The 16,246-nt window shown below is 73.7% G+C and carries 17 protein-coding genes; 12 read left to right on the top strand and 5 right to left on the bottom strand.

Going from position 1 to position 16,246, the window contains the following annotated elements; genetic code table 11:
• Nucleotides 1-25 precede the first annotated feature (25 nt).
• Together NO900_RS14230 and NO900_RS14225 are read left to right on the top strand one after the other, a co-directional pair.
• A complete protein-coding gene (locus tag NO900_RS14230) occupies nt 26-1,063 on the top strand; it encodes a hypothetical protein (RefSeq protein ID WP_256409019.1) in 1,038 nt (345 codons plus the stop codon).
• A 59-nt stretch (nt 1,064-1,122) separates the two neighbouring features.
• Nucleotides 1,123-2,241, top strand: a complete 1,119-nt coding sequence (locus NO900_RS14225; RefSeq protein ID WP_256409018.1) for an aldo/keto reductase — start codon at nt 1,123-1,125, stop codon at nt 2,239-2,241.
• Nucleotides 2,242-2,358: 117 nt separating this feature from the next.
• Here the strand turns inward: NO900_RS14225 and NO900_RS14220 are convergent, their stop codons facing one another.
• The gene (locus NO900_RS14220) at nt 2,359-2,529 is read right to left on the bottom strand and encodes an HVO_0758 family zinc finger protein (RefSeq protein WP_256409017.1); all 171 of its coding nucleotides are present in this window, start codon (nt 2,527-2,529) and stop codon (nt 2,359-2,361) included.
• A 218-nt stretch (nt 2,530-2,747) separates the two neighbouring features.
• Between NO900_RS14220 and NO900_RS14215 the strand changes: the two genes are divergently transcribed.
• The 3 genes from NO900_RS14215 (at nt 2,748) to NO900_RS14205 (ending at nt 5,886) form a co-directional block, all read left to right on the top strand.
• The gene (locus NO900_RS14215) at nt 2,748-3,932 is read left to right on the top strand and encodes an MFS transporter (protein ID WP_256409016.1); all 1,185 of its coding nucleotides are present in this window, start codon (nt 2,748-2,750) and stop codon (nt 3,930-3,932) included.
• A gap of 136 nt (nt 3,933-4,068) precedes the next feature.
• Nucleotides 4,069-5,298 carry a glycosyltransferase family protein gene (locus NO900_RS14210; protein ID WP_256409015.1) on the top strand — a complete coding sequence of 410 codons (1,230 nt, stop codon included), beginning with the start codon at nt 4,069-4,071 and terminating at the stop codon, nt 5,296-5,298.
• 42 nt (nt 5,299-5,340) lie between these two features.
• Nucleotides 5,341-5,886: a DUF7109 family protein gene (locus tag NO900_RS14205; RefSeq protein ID WP_379791861.1), complete on the top strand. Its 546-nt coding sequence runs from the start codon at nt 5,341-5,343 to the stop codon at nt 5,884-5,886.
• A gap of 22 nt (nt 5,887-5,908) precedes the next feature.
• On the opposite strand, the gene NO900_RS14200 is transcribed toward NO900_RS14205, so the two are convergent.
• Nucleotides 5,909-6,301, bottom strand: coding sequence for a TlpA family protein disulfide reductase (locus NO900_RS14200; RefSeq protein ID WP_256409013.1), 393 nt, complete (start codon nt 6,299-6,301; stop codon nt 5,909-5,911).
• A 178-nt stretch (nt 6,302-6,479) separates the two neighbouring features.
• Between NO900_RS14200 and NO900_RS14195 the strand changes: the two genes are divergently transcribed.
• The 7 genes from NO900_RS14195 (at nt 6,480) to NO900_RS14165 (ending at nt 12,520) form a co-directional block, all read left to right on the top strand.
• On the top strand, nt 6,480-7,397 hold the full coding sequence (locus tag NO900_RS14195) for a PLP-dependent cysteine synthase family protein (RefSeq protein WP_256409012.1): 918 nt from the start codon (nt 6,480-6,482) through the stop codon (nt 7,395-7,397).
• Nucleotides 7,398-7,464: 67 nt separating this feature from the next.
• Entirely contained in the window at nt 7,465-7,860 is a 396-nt protein-coding gene (locus tag NO900_RS14190) for a hypothetical protein (RefSeq protein ID WP_256409011.1), read from the top strand.
• Nucleotides 7,857-8,435, top strand: a complete 579-nt coding sequence (locus NO900_RS14185) for an MOSC domain-containing protein (protein WP_256409010.1) — start codon at nt 7,857-7,859, stop codon at nt 8,433-8,435. Before NO900_RS14190 ends, NO900_RS14185 begins: the two co-directional genes overlap by 4 nt.
• Before the next feature lie 70 nt (nt 8,436-8,505).
• Complete coding sequence (locus tag NO900_RS14180; protein ID WP_256409009.1) at nt 8,506-9,717, top strand: DUF3179 domain-containing protein; 1,212 nt, start codon at nt 8,506-8,508, stop codon at nt 9,715-9,717.
• On the top strand, nt 9,707-10,348 hold the full coding sequence (locus NO900_RS14175; protein ID WP_256409008.1) for a hypothetical protein: 642 nt from the start codon (nt 9,707-9,709) through the stop codon (nt 10,346-10,348). The genes NO900_RS14180 and NO900_RS14175 overlap by 11 nt, the downstream gene beginning before the upstream one ends.
• Before the next feature lie 129 nt (nt 10,349-10,477).
• A complete protein-coding gene (locus NO900_RS14170; RefSeq protein WP_256409007.1) occupies nt 10,478-11,650 on the top strand; it encodes an MFS transporter in 1,173 nt (390 codons plus the stop codon).
• Between the two features lie 84 nt (nt 11,651-11,734).
• The gene (locus tag NO900_RS14165; protein WP_256409006.1) at nt 11,735-12,520 is read left to right on the top strand and encodes a PHP domain-containing protein; all 786 of its coding nucleotides are present in this window, start codon (nt 11,735-11,737) and stop codon (nt 12,518-12,520) included.
• A 2-nt stretch (nt 12,521-12,522) separates the two neighbouring features.
• On the opposite strand, the gene NO900_RS17565 is transcribed toward NO900_RS14165, so the two are convergent.
• The 3 genes from NO900_RS17565 to NO900_RS14150 all read right to left on the bottom strand — a co-directional run bounded on the left by NO900_RS17565 (nt 12,523) and on the right by NO900_RS14150 (nt 16,121).
• Nucleotides 12,523-13,737: a lamin tail domain-containing protein gene (locus NO900_RS17565; protein WP_256409005.1), complete on the bottom strand. Its 1,215-nt coding sequence runs from the start codon at nt 13,735-13,737 to the stop codon at nt 12,523-12,525.
• A gap of 9 nt (nt 13,738-13,746) precedes the next feature.
• The gene (locus NO900_RS14155; protein WP_256409004.1) at nt 13,747-14,604 is read right to left on the bottom strand and encodes a peroxidase family protein; all 858 of its coding nucleotides are present in this window, start codon (nt 14,602-14,604) and stop codon (nt 13,747-13,749) included.
• Nucleotides 14,605-14,936: 332 nt separating this feature from the next.
• A complete protein-coding gene (locus tag NO900_RS14150; protein ID WP_303654754.1) occupies nt 14,937-16,121 on the bottom strand; it encodes a mandelate racemase/muconate lactonizing enzyme family protein in 1,185 nt (394 codons plus the stop codon).
• Nucleotides 16,122-16,246: the final 125 nt, after the last annotated feature.

The following is a 16,246-nucleotide window of genomic DNA, read 5'->3' as shown; positions in this document are numbered from 1 at the left end:
CCGATACCGCCGGGAGCGAAGGGACATGGTTCAGCCCTCCCGAAAGCGGGTTCGTCTCTCCCGGAGACGGATCCTGTCGTCCCTCTGTGCGACCGGTGGCGTCCTCCTCGCCGGCTGTGTGAACGAGCCCGACGCATCGAACGAGACGGACGGTGGCGACGCGACGGCGGGGGACGGCGGTCAGACGACGCCGCCCGACTCCACCCAGTCGGTTCCGGAGCTCCCCGAGGACACCGCCTCGGACGCGTGCCCGTCGTTCGAGAGCGCCGAGCGGGTCGTCTGCTACGAGGCGGTCGATCCCGAGGCGACGCCGATAGTGCTCGCTCCGGAGAGCCGGTCGGTCCGGTCGGACCGATCGACCGGGTTCACGCTCCGAAATCGAAGCGAACAGCGGTTCGAGACCAACTTCTATCACTGGCAACTGTACAAGCGCGCGGACGGCGACTGGTACTACATCGCGCCGCAGTCGTGGCCGGAGCCGCTGACACCGTTGGCGGCCGGCGACGAACACACGTGGACTGTAACGGTCGCGAACGGTCGCGTGGGCGACGGGGACTCGGTCGAGCCCGTAGAGGGGACGGAATCGCTCACGCTCGCCGGCCTCGGCGGCGGGCATTACGCGTTCGGGGCCGACGGATGGTTCGCGGCCGGCTCCTACGAGGATCCCATCGCGCTCGCGGCGGGGTTCGAGCTGGAGGCCGACCCGTTGCAGTTGAGGCCGACCGCGGCGATCGCGGAGACGGAGCGGGACGGCGAGACGCTCGTCGCGCGGTCGACGCGCGGCGAACCGGACGGCGACGGCGACCGACCGGACGCGTTCGTCCTCGAACGCGTCGACGGCTCCGAGACCGACGCCGAACGAGTCATCGTCGAACAGGTTGTTCGGAACGACCAGTTGCGCGACGCGATCGCGCTGAGCCGGGAACGCGACGCCGACCGGGTCCGGCTGGAGGAGTTCAGCAACTCGATCCCGCCGTTCGGGCTCGACGACGCTCGCACGTACGAATTCCGAGACGAACGCTACCGGGTGACGACGAGGGCGGGTGACGACGGGGGCGGGTGAAGCGCCGTGCGGCAACTTCCCGCGCGACTTTTCCCGCCGAGACGACTACCCGGACCCACATGGCGACCCGCGACGCGCTCTGGGCCTACCGCGACGAGTTCGGCGACGCCTTCGGACGCACCTACTTCCGGCGGTTCGGCCCCGGAGTGGCCTCCAGCGTCGGGATCGGCACCTACCTCGGCGACCCGACCGCCGCCGTCGACGACGCCTACCGCGAGGCGATCGGGCTCGCGCTCCGGTCCGGCGTGAACCACGTCGACACCGCGGTCAACTACCGCTGCGGGCGGGCCGAGCGCGTCGTCGGCGAGGCGGTCCGCGACTCGCCGGTCGACCGCGACGCCGTCGTGGTGGCGACGAAGGGGGGGTTCCTCCCGTTCGACGGCGAGCGCCCCGGCGACCCCGCGGCGTACGTCCGCGACCGCTTCCTCGCGACCGGGATCGTCGACGCCGAGGAGCTCGCGAACGGCGCCCACGCGATCGCGCCCGGCTACCTGGAGTGGTCGCTCGACCGTTCGCTCGACCGGCTCGGGCTCGACGCGGTCGACTGCTTCTACGTGCACAACCCGGAGACCCAGCTCGCGGCCCGCTCCCGCGAGGCGGTGTACGACCGGTTGGAAGCCGCCTTCGAGGCGCTGGAGCGCCGACGCGTCGCCGGCGACCTCGGGGCCTACGGCGTCGCCACGTGGGACGCCTTCCGCGTCCCCGAGGGCGGCGACCGGTACCTCTCGCTCGCCGAGGTCCTCGCGCGGGCCGAGGCCGCGGGCGAGGCGGTCGCCCCCGACGACGGCCACGGGTTCGAGGCGATACAGCTCCCGTTCAACGTCGCGATGGCGGACGCGTTCACGCGGCGGAACCACCGCCCGCCGGACGCCGACCCGGGGGCCGACGCCGACCCGATCTCGGCCCTCGAATTCGCCCACGAGGCCGGGCTCTCCGCGGTGACGAGCGCGAGCATCGGTCAGGGCGAACTCGCGCGAGAGGGCGCGATCCCCGCCGATATCGACGCGACCCTCGCGGGCGAGACGCCGGCCCAGCGCGCGCTCAACTTCGCGCGGAGCGCGCCGGGCGTCACCGCCTCGCTCGTCGGGGCGAGCGACCCGGACCACGTCCGCGAGAACGTCGCCGCCGGCACCTTCGACCCGCTCGGCGCGTCGGCGTTCGACGCCGTCTTCGAGTGAGCGCGCCGCTCCGCGGACGCGAACGAGGAGGGGGAAAACGAGTCGGAGGAGGACGGGCGGGGACGCGTCGGGACCGAGACGGTGCTCGTCGGGCGCCGGCGACGGCGGCGCGTCGGCCTAGCGAAGCTCCTTGTAGGTCGCCTCGCACTCGGGACACACCCGGACCGAGAACACCTCGTCGGGGTCGTTCTGCTTTTTCAACACCTGCTCGCACTCGGCGCAGTTCAGGCGCTCGTACGTGTCTTTAAACAGGTCGCCGTCGCGGAGCCCCTTGCGCGTCGATTTCATGTGTTCGGCTTGATCGCGTGTGGGTATAAAAACCTCGTACGACGCGAGTCGGACGAGAGGGGGATCCCCGCCTCGCGGTGAAGCGCGCCGGGCGTCGGCGGTGTGATGCGCCGGATGTCGGCGGTGCGACGGGCCGGACGTCGGCGGTGCGACGAGCCGGGCGCCCCGGGGCGCCTCGCTTTCGCAACGCTTGTCTCCGGGCGCCGTGAAGCCCGCCCGTGTCACGGACCCGGCTGTTCGGCTCGCTGTGTGCCCTCGTCTTCCTCGTCAACTTCGCGCGCGTCGTGTTCGCGCCGCTCGTGGGCGAGTTCATCGCCGAGTTCGCGATCGGCGAGGGGACCGCGGGGCTCATCGTCACGCTCGCCTGGCTCGGCTCAGCCGCCCCGCGGCTCCCGGCCGGGTGGGCGCTCACCCGGTTCCCCCGGCGGCTCGTGATCGCGGTCTCCGGGGGAATGTTGACGCTCGGCGCGCTCGGCGTCGCGCTCGCGCCGGGCGTGCCGACGCTGACGGCGGCCGCGTTCGCGATCGGCCTGGCCTCCGGCGTCTACTTCGTCGCCGCCAACCCGTTCGTCTCCGAGCTGTTCCCGGAGCGGGTCGGGCGCGCGATGGGGATCCACGGGACCGCGAGTCAGCTGGCCGCGGTCGCCGCCGCGCCGGTCGTCACGGTCGCGCTGTGGTACGACTGGCGGCTCGCCTTCCACGGGCTCGCGGTCGTCGCGGCCGCGACCACGGTCGCCTTCGTCGCGCTCGCCTCGCGGACCGACCTCCCCGACGCCGGGGCGGGCGACACCGACTTCCTCGGCGGCGCGCGCTCCGAGTGGAAGCTCATCCTGACGGCCGTCGTCCTGATGGGGCTCACCGGGTTCGTCTGGCAGGGCCTGTTCAATTTCTACGAGCTGTACATGGTCGACAAGGCGCTCGCGCCGGCGACCGCGCGGAACCTCCTGACGGTGATCTTCGCCGCGGGCGTCCCCGCCTTCCTCGTCTCCGGCTACCTCGCCGACCGGCTCCCGCACGTCCCGTACCTGCTCGGGATCGTCTCCGCGTTCGTCGGGGGCGTCGTCCTCGTCGTCGTCTCGGGGGGGCTCGCGACCGTCGTCGCCGCCAGCGTCGCCGTCGGCTTCGCGATCCACATGCTGTTTCCCGCGATGGACACCTACCTGCTCGCGTCGCTGCCGGACGAGTCCCGCGCGTCGGCGTACGCCGTCTACTCCGCCGGGATGATGTCGACGCAGGCGGCCGGCTCGTGGGCCGTCGGCGAGGCGGTCGAGGCCGGGGTCGCCTACGACGCCGTCTTCCTCGCGCTCGCCGGGGGGCTCGGGGCCGTCGTCGTCGCCTACGCCGTCCTGGAGCGCGCGGGTCGCGTCCCGGGCGGCGCGGCGGGCGCGGAGCCGACGGCGTGAGCGCCGCGGTCGGCGACGAGGGCGCGTCCGCGGCCGACGGGTCCCCGCGGTCGACGGCCTCGCGCCCGCCGTCCCCCGTCGGCACGGACCGCGGGTATCGCACCTATTTAGGTCGTCCCGCCCGTGTACGGTGATAATGGAGTACGTCCAAGAGCGCGTGACGACGCTGCACGCGTTGACCGACCACCGGCCGGCCGCCCCCACCGGCCGGGCGGCGGTCGTGGTGCCGATGACCGAGCGGGAGTACGGCACGCTCGCGGCCGAGCGCGTCCTCTCGGCGCTGGAAACGGTTGACCCCGCCCGCGTGATCGTCCCCCTGCGAGCCTCGGCGGAGCGGGCCGGTCCCTTCGCCCGGTGGCTGGCCGGCTTCGACGTCGACGTGGAGACGCTCTGGTGCGGCGGCCCGCGGCTCGCCGAGCTGCTCGCCGACCGCGGCCTCGACGGCGACCGGGGCAAGGGACGGGACGTGTGGCTCGGCCTCGGCCGCGCCCTGGACGAGGAGTACGTCGTCGTCCACGACGCCGACACGAAGACGTACTCGCCCGCGTTCGTCGAGCGCCTGCTGTTCCCGGTCGCGAACGGGCACGCGTTCTCGAAGGGGTACTACGCCCGCGTCGAGGACGGCGCGCTGTACGGCCGGCTGTTCCGGCTGTTCTTCCGGCCGCTCGTCCGCGCGCTCGCCGACGCGACCGAGCGCCGCGAGGCGGGCGTGATCGAGTACCTCGACGCGTTCCGGTACGCGCTCGCCGGCGAGTTCGCGGCGACGACCGAGCTCGTCTCGAAGCTTCGCGTCCAGCGCGGCTGGGGGCTTGAGGTCGGCACGCTCGGCGAGGCGTTCGCGCACGCCGGCTTCGAGGGGAGCGCGCAGGTCGACCTCGGCCGCTACGAGCACGACCACCGCTCCGTCGACGGCCCGACCGGCCTCGCGGACATGAGCCGGGCGGTCGGCGAGGCGACCCTCCGCGCGGTCGAGGACGGCGGCGTCGCCGTCGACTACGACGGGCTCGCCGACCGCTACCGCGAGGCGGCCGAGCGGCTGATCGACGGCTACGAGACCGACGCCGCGTTCAACGGGCTCGACTACGACCGCGAGGACGAGCGCTCGCAGGTCGCGACGTACGCCGGCGCCCTGGGCGAGCCGGGCCCGGACGCCCGCCTCCCGGCGTGGCGCGACGCGCCGGTCACGCCCGCCGAGGTCGCGGCCGCGGCCCGGGCGGACCTCGCGGACGCGGCCGGCGAAGCGACGGACGCGGGGGGCGACGAAACGACCCGGACCGGCGCCGCGCTCGGCGACGCCGACGTCCGCGGGAACGGCCACCGGGCGCCGGCCGATCCGCCCTCCGACCCCGCGCCGGGGGAGGAGTGACCGATGGCGGAGGGCGACGGACCGGACGGTTCCGCGGGGGACATCGCCGACGCGCCCGGCGTCGCCGCGCGCGACGACCTCGCGGGCGTCGTCGACCTGTTCGGCTGGCTCACCCGCGCGGAGCTCGCGCGGGCGCTCTCGGAGCTCGCGTTCAAGCGGCGGACCGAGGTCGACGACGCCGCCGTCGCCGCCGCGATCGACGTCGCCGTCGCGGAGTACGCGCTGGTGCCCGCCCCGCCGGAGGCGATCGACGAGGCCGGCGACGGGTCGACCGACGTCGCCGACCCGGAGGACGGGCCCGACGCCGACGAGGTCGCGCTCGCGGTCGGGCCCGCCGCGTTCCCGTCGCTGCCCGAGGGGGCGTCGGACCTCCCGCACATCCTTGACGTGCCCGAGCGCGGCGTGGACCGCGAGGCGCTCTCGGCGGCGGTCCTCGCGCGGCTCTCCGAGGACGCGGTCGCGGCGATCCGCGACGGCGACGCCGACCGGCTGGAGGTCCTCGCCGACGTGACGTACGACGTCGAGGCGTGGGCGCCCGTCGACGCCGGGGACGTCCGGGAGCGGATCGTCGCCGAGCTGGAGTCGTAGAGGGGGACCGCCCGGGCCGGGCTCAGGCGCTCGCCTCGGCCTCGCTGAGCTCCCGCGCGAGGAACTCGGCGATCGAGACGTCCGCCTCCTCGACGAAGCGGGCGAGCTCCTCGCCGTCGGCGTCCTCGACGACGACGGTCGGGATCAGCTCGATCCCGTACGCCTCGACCCCCTCGCCCTCCTTGCCGTCCGGCCCCTTCGTGACCGGGAAGTCCTCGATCCGATCCCCGGGGACCCCGGCCGCGTCGAGGGCGGCCGCGAACGCCGGGAGCTGGCGCTGACAGTCCCCGCACCAGTCGCCGCCCCACACCTTGAAGCGGTAGTCGCCGGCCCCGAGCGCCGCCAGGACCTCGTCGTCGAGCGCGTCGCCGTCGGTCGCGCCGGCCGCGTCGGGCGCGAGCGTTTCGAGCGTCATACCCCCGAATACGTCGGGCGGGCTTGTAAACCGCGCGTCGGTGGCAACGGGCGGCGGGAGGGGACGGAGCGAGAAACGGCGCGGGGCTCGGCGCGCCGCGGGGGGGTCCCGCCGCTCCGCGGACGCGTCTTGCCGCGGTCCGTCGGGCATTTGAGTCCCGGCCCCGTTCGTTCGCGTAATGGACGACGACGTGCTGGAGGGGCTCGGCTCGCCGCTGGTGCGGGTCGACTCCCCGCCGGCGACGACGGTGGCCGCGAAGGTCGAGTCGCGCAACCCCGGCGGCTCCGCCAAGGACCGCCCGGCGCGGTACATGGTCGAGGCCGCCGAGGAGTCCGGCGAGCTGGAGCCCGGCGATGGGATCGTCGAGCCCACGTCGGGCAACACCGGCATCGGGCTGGCGATGGTGGGCGCCGTGAAGGGGTACGACGTGACGCTCGTGATGCCGGACGGGAAGTCGATGGAGCGCCGCCGGGTCATGCGCGCGTACGGCGCCGACCTCGAAGTCGTCGACGGCGACATCTCCGCGGCCAAGGAGCGCGCCGACGAGCTGGAGGCCGAGGCGGGGATGGTCCAGCTCCGCCAGTTCGAGAACCCCGCGAACCCGCGGGCGCACTACGAGACGACCGGCCCCGAGGTCGTCGAGCAGGTCGGCGACCGGACGGTCGACGCGCTCGTCGCCGGCGTCGGGACCGGCGGCACCCTCTCCGGGATCGGTCGGCGCCTCCGCGAGTCCTTCCCCGACGTGCGGATCGACGCGGTCGAGCCCAGCGACAACGCCGTCCTCTCCGGCGGCGAGCCCGGGAACGACGCGTTCCAGGGGATGGGACCGGGGTTCGTCGCCCCGAACCTCGACGTCGACCTGATCGACGAGGTCCACGCCGTCGGCATCGACGAGGCCGAGGCCGAGTGCCGCCGGCTCGCCCGCGAGGAGGGGATCCTCGCCGGGCAGTCCTCCGGCGCCTCGAACCTCGCGGCGAAGGCGGTCGCCGCGGAGCTCCGCGAGTCGGGCGCGTACGCGGGCGACGAGCCCCTCGTCGTCACCGTGTTCTGGGACAGCGGCGAGCGGTACCTCTCGGCCGGCACCTTCGACGAGTAGGCGTCGGGCGGTGGGGCGGGTCGCGCTCGACCCGAACGTTGAGTAGCGTCGGGGCCTCAGCGAAGCCATGAGCACGCACGCCGCGGCCCCCGCCGACGACCCGGACGGACCGGCCGCCGAGCCGGCGGACCGCCGGTTCGACGGCCCGTGGCTCCTCGTCCTCGCCGTCGCCGCCGGCGGGTGGACCGTCCTCTACGCGCTCGACTGGGCGCTCCTCTCGGCCGGCACCCCGGTCGGCGCCGCCGTCGCGTTCGCCCACGGCTACCTCCTCGCGCCGCTCGCGACCGCCGCGGTGCTCCTCGACGCGCTGTCGCTGGACGAGCGCGGCGTCGCGGACCTCGGACTCTTCAAGTGGCTCTACGCGCTGGCCTCGCTGGTCGCGCCCCCGATCGGCGCCGTCTACTACGCCCACCGCGAGTGGCTGAAACCGGGCGACCCGGACCTCCTCGGGGGCGCCCCGTGACGGGCGAGGAGGGAGTGAGCGGCGTCGTCCGGGGCCTCGTCACGGCGCCCGAGGCCGGCGCGCCGCCCGAGCGCCGGGAGGCGGTCGCGATCCGGTCCGGGGGCGTCGAGGGAGACCGGTATCGCCGCGGCGACGGGCACTTCGAGCTCGACGGCTGCGCCGTCACTCTCGTCGCCGCCGAGGCGCTCGACGCGGTCCGCGCGGCGACCGGGACCGACGTCTCCGACGGCCGCCACCGCCGGAACGTCGTCGTCGAGGGGTTCGGGGCCGGAATGGACGACCTGCTGGAGGCGACCGTCGCGGTCGGCGACGCGCGCCTGCGACCGACCCGGCGACGGCCGCCCTGCGCGCGCCTCGAATCGCTGGCCGGCGAGGCGGGGCTCGCGTCGGCGCTCCGGAACCGCGGCGGGCTCTGCTGTGACGTCGTCGAGCCGGGTCGCGTCGCCGTCGGCGACGCGGTGACCGTCGCGGAGCCGGACCCGCGGACGGCGGGCGACGCCATCGCGGCGCGGCTGCGGGAGCGCTCGGAGAGCGAGTCCGACCCCTCCGGCGACGCGAGCGGCGCGACCGACTGACTCGTTCGGGTGTGTGTGGAAATCACACCCGCGCTTCGATCTTTAGACGGTCGAACCCGGAGCGTGGCGCATGAAACGCTCTCGTCGGTCCGCGCTGGCCGGTCTCGCGGCGGTCGGCGGCGCCGGGGTCGCCGGCTGTCTCGGCGGGGTCGTCCGCGACTCGTTCGGCGACGGCGCCGGTTCGCGCGGCGAGGAGGAGGCGGGCGACGGCTCGAACGGGGACGGAAGCGACGGCGACGGCCGAAGCGACGGCGACGGCGGACGCGACGACTCGAACGCCGGCGGCCGCCCGCCGACCGTCGAGGCCGACTACCACCTCGCGTACGAGGCCGACGAGCTGCGCTCGGAGGCGCTCAGCGGCGGGGTCGGGAAGGACGGGATCCCCTCGATCGACGAGCCCTCGTTCCGGCCGATCGAGGAGGCGAACTACGCCGAGGGGATCCCGGTGTTCGGCGTCGCGCGCGGCGGGGAGGCGAAGGCGTACCCGCGACACGTGCTCTCGCGTCACGAGATCGTCAACGACGCGATCGGCGGCGAGCCGATCGCGGTCACCTACTGCCCGCTCACCGGCACGGCGCAGGGGTTCCGCCGCGGCGACACGACGTTCGGCGTGTCCGGTCGGCTCGTCAACTCGAACCTGATCATGTACGACCGGGCCACCGACAGCCGGTGGCCGCAGATGCTGGCCACGGGGATCGACGGGCCGATGGCCGGGGAGACGCTCGACGAGTTCCGGGTGGTCTGGACGACGGCGAACGCGTGGGCCGAGCGCCACCCTGAGTCGCTCGTCATGACCGACGAGACCGGGTATATCCGGCGCTACGAGACCGACCCGTACGGGAGCTACGCCCCGCTCGGCGGCTACTACGCGAAGGAACCGACCCTGTTCCCGCCGCTCTCGTCGCCCGACGAGGGCCACCCGAAGTCGGTCGTCATCGGCGCGCGGACCGAGGCGGGCGCGGTCGCGTTCGACAAGGAGACGCTGCTCGCGGAGCGGGTCCTGACCGGCGGCGTCCCCGACGGCGACGGCGGCGAGGAGCCCGTCGTCGCCGTCGCGGACCCGGGGCTCTTCACGGGGTACGTCTACCGCAACCCCGACGGTCTGACGGTCGAGCCGGACGGCGACGCGTACCGCGTCGGCTCCGAGGGCGGCGGGTTCGCGGCGGCCGACCTCCCGCTGGAGCCGGTGCTCGCGCTCGACGCGATGTGGTTCGCGTGGGCCGGCTTCTACCCCGACACCGCCTTCGTCGGCGAGCACACGGGGGCGGGGTATGGCCGCTGAGACCGGCGGGTCGCCGGGGTCGACGACGGCGCGGGCGATCGGGGTCGTCCGCCGGACCGCGTTCGTCGTCCGCGCGGCGCTCGGTCGGCGCGAGGGTCGGGTCACGGCGGGGGTCGTCGCGGTCGCGTACGCCCTCGCGTACGGCGTCGGCGTCGGGCACCTCGGGCTCCGGGGCGCCGCGAGGGGCGGCGCGACCGGTCCGGGGCCCGTCGTCGACGTCGCCGTCGCGAGCGACCCGCTCGCGCTCCTGACGCGGCGGGTCGGGCCCTTCCAGTACGAGCCCGTCGCGCTGGTGACGGTCGGGCCCGTCGAGTACCTGTTCGCGCCGGTCAACGCCGCCATCGGGCTCGGTCTCGCCGCGCTCGTCGGCGCGACACTCGCGGTGTCCGTGGTCGCGCGGCGCGGGCCAGCGGCCTGCCGGCTCGAGGCCGGGGCGGGCGCCGCCGCCGGGGTCCCCGGGATCCTCTCCGGGTTCGCCTGCTGCGGCCCGACGCTGCTGCTCGCGATCGGAGTCCAGGCCTCCGCGGGACTGCTCGCGGTGATGGGGTGGTTCCTCCCGCTGTCGGCGGCCGGCCTCGTCGCCACCCTGCTGTGGGTCGGGAGCCGCGTCGATCCGGCCGCGGTCGGGTGAGTCGCGGGGCGTCCCGAGGACGCCGGAGGCGGGCGAGAGCGCGCGAGACCGAAGCCGGAGCCGGCGGCCGCGTCCGGAACCGAAAGCGTTGACCGCCGACCGGACCGACGACGTGCCAATGAGCGTCGGATGAGCTGGGGGTACCGCCACACGGTGCTGTCGCTGTGCATGCTCGCGTTCCTCGTGACGTACTTCGCCAGGCTGGCGATCAGCCCCGTCGTCCCCCTGATCGTCGACGACTTCGGGGCGTCGAACACCGCCATCGGGGTCGCGCTCTCCGGCATGTGGCTGGCGTACGGCGCCGCCCAGTTCCCGAGCGGCGTGCTCGCGGACCGGTACGGCGAGCGGCTCGTGATCCTCGTCGCCGTCGGCGGCACCGCGGCGATGAGCGTCGTGTTGGGGCTCGCGCCCGTCTTCCCCGCGTTCGTGCTGGCGGCGGTGCTCTTGGGGCTCGTCGCCGGGCTCCACTACGCGGTGGCGACGACGCTGCTCTCGCGGACCTTCGACGACCTCGGGACCGCGATCGGGCTCCACTCGGTCGGCGGTCCCCTGGCCGGGCTCGTCGCGCCCGTCGCCGCGGCGTGGGTGGGGGTCCGGTACGGCTGGCGCCCCGCGGTCGCGCTGGCCGCGCTCGTCGGCGCGCCGGTGTTCCTGCTGTTCGCGTGGCGCGTCCGACCGACCGAGCCGCGGCGCCCCGACCAGCCGATGCGGGAGCGGTTCGCGCTCACGCCGCTCGTCGAGGTCCTCTCGCGGCCGAGCGTCCTCCTCCCTCTGTTCGTCGCGATGACCGGCACCTACGTCGTGCAGGGAGTGATGTCGTTCCTCCCGACGTTCCTCGTCGAGTTCCGGGAGTACTCGCCGTCGGCCGCCGCCGGGGTGTTCTCGGCGTTCTTCGTCGTCCGCGCCGTCGCGCAGGTGGGGCTCGGCCGGCTCTCCGACCTGGCGGGCCGCGACACGGCCATCGGCGGGGCGATGCTCGCGGGCGCGGTCGGCACCGCCGCGTTCGTCTTCGGTCCCGGGCTCGCCGGTGTCGCGGTCGGCGTGTTGTTGGCCGGCTCCGGCGCGAGCTTCTTCTCGGCGATCGACCCGCGGTTCATGGACGCGCTGAGCGACGCGGAGCGCGGCGCCGGCTTCGGGCTCGTCCGGACGGTGTACACCGTGGTCGGCTCCGCGGGCTCCGTCGGCGTCGGGCTCGCGGCCGACCTGTTCGGGTGGGGCGTCTCCTTCGCGATCCTGGCGGCCCTGTTCGGCGTCACGTTCGCCGTGCTCGCGGCGAACTGGGCGCTCGGGACTGGGTACTGAGCCTCGCCGAGGGACGGGGAGTCCCCTCGCCGAGCGGCCCCGCGGACCCGAAGCTACGAGTCGACGCGCGACGTACGGACCCGCGTGTACGACCTCCACGCTCACACGAACTACTCGGACGGGGCGTTCCTGCGGTGGATGGTCGAGGCCGCGGCCGACGCGGGCCTCGACGGGATCGGGTTCGCCGACCACTGCAACGTCTCGCCCGAGGCCGGCGCGAGGCGGTACCGGCGCGCGCTCGGGTTCAACCTCGACCTGACGTACGAGCGGCGCCGGACGGCGATCGAGGAGGTCCGCGCGGACGCCGATATCGACGTGTTCGACGCCGTGGAGATGGACTACGACCCCGCGCACGAGGCGGCGATCGCCGACTTCCTCGACGAGGCCGGCTTCGACTACGCGGTCGGCAGCGTCCACGAGCTCGACGGCGCGAACGTCCACGCGCGGTCGCACTTCGCCGACAAGCCGGCGGCGGAGCGGCGCACGCTCGTCGACCGGTACTTCGAGGAGCTCGTCTCGCTGATCGACTCGGAGCTGTTCGCGGTCGCCGCGCACCCGGACCTGATCGAGCGCAACCCGCACCTCCGCGGGTTCGCGACCGAGGACCACTACGCCGCCGTCGCCGACGCCTTCCGCGACTCGCGGACGGTCCCGGAGATCAACGCCGGGCGCCTGCTCGACGACTACGGCGAGTTCCACCCGGCGCCGGCGTTCCTCAACCGCCTCGTCGACGCCGGCGTCCCGGTGACCGTGGGTACCGACAGCCACGAGCCCGACGAGATCGCGCCGCGGGCCCGCGAGATCGAGGCGGAGCTGGACCGACGGGGGCTCGACCCGGTCGGGATCGACGGGCTGGCCGACGGCGACTGACCTCAGCCGTACACCCGTCGCGTGCTCGGCTCGCCGTCGGGCGCGAGGAGCGTCACGACGTCGCCCTCGTCGTTGAGCGCGGCGGCCCCCCGGTCGAGGTAGACGTCGCCCGCGCCGTCGCTCCCGCTCCCGACGTGGACCGTGAGGGTCGCGCCGGGCGCGACCGTCGTCGCCGGGAGGGGGTCGCGCTGGCCGCCCAGGTCGAGGACGTAGCCGTCGAGGTCGGCCGGCTCGGCCGCGTCGTTCCGGAGGGTCACCGACTCGTCGGTCGGGGCGTCGGCGGGGGCGGCGCCGGGGTCGACGGACTCGATCACCAGCCCGTCAGGGTTCGGCTCGTCGGCGAACGCGGTCAGGTCCGCGAGCGTGTACCCGTCGGTCGGGGTGAGCCGCGGCAGCGACGGTTCCCAGCCGTCGGGCGCGGCGTTCGGGTAGGCGGTCTCGTCGAGCTCCATGAGGCCGATCAGCGTCTCGGCGACGATCCGGCTGCCGACCGCGCCGAGCCGCTCGCCGTCCTCCTGATAGCGCGCCTCGTCGAGGACGTAGTACCACAGCGGGGCGTCAGGGTCGGCGCCGCGCTCGTGTCGCCGGAGCGCCTCGACGATGGGCGAGTTGTCGCCGAACTCCCGGTTACCGATCGGGTCGATCCCCATCCGACGCGCCACGTCCTGCCCGGAGGCCAGCCCGAGCGCCTCCCCGCGGAGCAGGTTCCGCAGCGCGAGCGAGTCCTCGCCCGGCATCGGGAGGTCGAACAGCGCCGGCGCGAGCAGCGGGTCGATCTTGCGCGCGTGCTGGTAGTCGCCGTCCCCGGTGTCGAGCAGGCGCGTCCAGTCGACGACGAGGTCGCTCTCCACGGGGCCGAAACCGCGGAGCGTCGGCGCGTCGCTCGCGTCGGACGGGAACAGCGGGACGTTCCCGGACGCCTCGTTCACGTCGTACTCGTGGCGGATCATGCTGTGGCCGAACCGGTAGGCGGCCCCCGCGAACTCGACCGCGATGGCGGGGTCGGACCCCTCTGGGAGGAAGAACTCCCGACCGTTCCGCTCGACGTCGTCGAGCACGTACCGGTCGCAGATCCGCGGGAGCAGATCCCGGCGCACGAGCCACTGGTAGTGCCACCTGACGAGCCGCTGTGCGGCCTCCAGCACGCCCTCGCCCTCCTCGATCAGCGACGCGCCCGGGCCGCGGAGGTGGTCGACGACCCGGTTGTGGAAGTTCACGAACGCGAGCTAGAGCTGGGAGACGACGACGTTCTCGTCGTTCCGGGGGTCGCCGATCAGCGCCCGCCCCTGCCCGTTCCGCTGGAGGTCGGTACCGGGCAGCCCGTCGGGGCGGTCGCCGATCCCCTCGGCCTCCCCGGTGATCAGGTGGGCCTCGTCGCCCTCGTGATCGTAGAGGTACGGCGCCGTCTCGCTCCCGTGGCGGTAGACGGAGTCGAGGTCGAGCGCGGGGGTCCGGAAGTTCCGGAGCGCCGCGGGGTCGTTCCGCCGGTCGATGTCGGAGGTCGGGTCGAAGGTGATGTCGTGGTCGACGAACTGGGCGAATATCCCGTACGCCGCCGGCGTCTCGGCGTCCCCGACCGGGTCGTCCGCGGGCTCTATCATCGGCGCGTCGGTCCCGTCGTCTCCCGCGCCGCCGAGCGTCCGCAACAGCGCCTCGTCGCGCTCGTACACGTCGAGCCGGGGGAACTGGGTGTAGAAGCGGTGGCTCCTGATCGGACCCATCTCGGTGCACGCCGCGTCGTTCATCCCGCGGTGTTCGCTCGCGCCGTGCATCGCGACGGACGGGGCGGCGACGACGAGCCGGAGGCCGAGGCCGTCCCCGCGGTCGACCCGCTCCCGCCGCCGGACGCGCTCCTTGGCGCCGCCCCGCATCGGGTTCCGCACCGTGAACGTCACCTCGTCGGGGTCGAGCGCTCCCCCGTCGACGCCCCCGTCGGACTCGATCACGAACGCGCCGTCGCCGTCGGTGGTCCAGTGGCCGACCGGCGCGTCGGTCCCCCGTCGCTCTCCCACGACGATACGACCCGACAGCGGCTCCTCGTCCCCGTCGACGACCCGTCCCCTGAGCTGTGTTCCCGCTGACATACCGGCACCCGTCAACGGGAAAATATAACAATTTTTCTGAATAAATTGTGAACGCGTTGTGTACCGGAATATATTGCTGGTTGCGCTCGGATCGTCGCGTTCGGCGCCGGGAACGGTGAAGTAGCGACGCGTTTCGGACGCCGGTTCCCGCGACGGGTGCGGGTCGCCGGGACGAATATCAGTCGTAGAAAATGTCGGCGCCGACGGACGGGTCCGCCGCGAGGTCGGTTCGCGTCACGCGGGCGACTCGTCCATCCGGCTCGACTTCGCTCCGCTCAGTCGAACACCGATAAACTCGCTGCGCTCGTCAATCCGGCTCGACTTCGCTCCGCTCAGTCGAACAACGTCTCACCTTCGACCATGTGCGCCTCGACGGTGTCCATGTCGAGCGTGACGCCGAGGCCCGGCTCCTCCGGCACCTCGATGTAGCCGTCCTCGATGACGTCCTCCTCGACGAGGTCCTCCCACCAGCCGAGCTCGTAGGAGTGGTACTCGATCGCGAGCGAGTTCGGGATCGCGGCGCCGACGTGCGTCGCCGCCATCGTCGCGATCGGGGACGCGACGTTGTGCATCGCGACCGGGACGTAGTACTGGTTCGCCACGTCGGCGATCTTGCGGGTCTCGCGCATCCCGCCGACCTTCGGCAGGTCGGGCGCGACGATGTCGACCGCCTGGTTCTCGATGAGCCGGCGCAGCTCCGTGACGCGGTAGCGGTTCTCGCCGACCGCGATCGGCGTGGTCGTGCCCTTGGTGACCTCCTCCTGCACCTCCAGGTTCTCCGGCGGGACGGGGTCTTCGAGCCACCACACGTCGTGGTCGTTGATGGCCTCCGCGAGGCGCTTCGCGGAGCCGCCCGAGAACGTCCAGTGGCAGTCGAAGGCGACGTCCGCCTCGTCCTTCACGCGCTCGGTGACCTTCTCGACGATCTCCGCCTTGTGGCGGATCTCGCCCGGGCGGAGGTGGCGGTTCGCGCGGTCCTTCTCCAGGCCCGAGGGGACGTCGAGGTCGAACTTCAGCGCGTCGTAGCCGAGCTCGTCGACGACGCGCTCGGCCTCGTCGGCGCAGGCGTCCGGGTCGGCCTCCGCCTCGGTGTGGCAGTCGCAGTAGACGCGCAGCCGGTCGCGGTACTTCCCGCCGAGCAGCTGGTAGGCCGGCACGTCGAGGATCTTCCCGGCGAGGTCGTGGAGCGCGACCTCGATGCCGGAGATCGCGGTGACGGTGACGCCCTCGACCGAGCCCTCACCGGACATCTTCTGGATGAGGTGCTCGTAGAGGCGGTCGATGTCGAGCGGGTTCTCGCCGACGACGAACGGCTTCATGCGCTCGATGAGTTCCGGAACGCCCGCGCCCCAGTACGCCTCGCCGGTGCCGACGACGCCCGCGTCGGTGTAGACGCGGACGAGCGTCCACGGGAAGTTCCCGTCGACCATCGTCGTCTGGACGTCCGTGATCTCGACGTCGCGGCCCCCGCCCCGCGAGCCCGTGACCTCCATCGTCTCCGCGGAGAGCTCCCGCATCGTGTACTCCGCGTTCGGGTCGTGGAGCGACTCGTAGTTTCGGCTCACGGCCCGCGATTCATTCGGAACGGGGTAAACGTTTGCGTTCGGGCGCGTTCGGCCCGCTCGCGCCCCGGGGATCCGCG

Source organism: Halorubrum rutilum (assembly GCF_024494565.1).
The sequence above is the reverse complement of the archived record's forward strand: the minus strand, read 5'-3'. Positions and strand labels throughout refer to the sequence as shown.

Excerpts from the sequence above, each read along its gene's own strand:
- NO900_RS14230 (WP_256409019.1), top strand. The coding sequence starts at position 26 with ATGGTTCAGCCCTCCCGAAAGCGGGTTCGTCTCTCCCGGAGACGGATC.
- NO900_RS14225 (WP_256409018.1), top strand. The coding sequence starts at position 1,123 with ATGGCGACCCGCGACGCGCTCTGGGCCTACCGCGACGAGTTCGGCGAC.
- NO900_RS14220 (WP_256409017.1), bottom strand. The coding sequence starts at position 2,529 with ATGAAATCGACGCGCAAGGGGCTCCGCGACGGCGACCTGTTTAAAGAC.
- NO900_RS14210 (WP_256409015.1), top strand. The coding sequence starts at position 4,069 with ATGGAGTACGTCCAAGAGCGCGTGACGACGCTGCACGCGTTGACCGAC.
- NO900_RS14200 (WP_256409013.1), bottom strand. The coding sequence starts at position 6,301 with ATGACGCTCGAAACGCTCGCGCCCGACGCGGCCGGCGCGACCGACGGC.
- NO900_RS14195 (WP_256409012.1), top strand. The coding sequence starts at position 6,480 with ATGGACGACGACGTGCTGGAGGGGCTCGGCTCGCCGCTGGTGCGGGTC.
- NO900_RS14190 (WP_256409011.1), top strand. The coding sequence starts at position 7,465 with ATGAGCACGCACGCCGCGGCCCCCGCCGACGACCCGGACGGACCGGCC.
- NO900_RS14180 (WP_256409009.1), top strand. The coding sequence starts at position 8,506 with ATGAAACGCTCTCGTCGGTCCGCGCTGGCCGGTCTCGCGGCGGTCGGC.
- NO900_RS14175 (WP_256409008.1), top strand. The coding sequence starts at position 9,707 with ATGGCCGCTGAGACCGGCGGGTCGCCGGGGTCGACGACGGCGCGGGCG.
- NO900_RS14170 (WP_256409007.1), top strand. The coding sequence starts at position 10,478 with ATGAGCTGGGGGTACCGCCACACGGTGCTGTCGCTGTGCATGCTCGCG.
- NO900_RS14155 (WP_256409004.1), bottom strand. The coding sequence starts at position 14,604 with ATGTCAGCGGGAACACAGCTCAGGGGACGGGTCGTCGACGGGGACGAG.
- NO900_RS14150 (WP_303654754.1), bottom strand. The coding sequence starts at position 16,121 with ATGCGGGAGCTCTCCGCGGAGACGATGGAGGTCACGGGCTCGCGGGGC.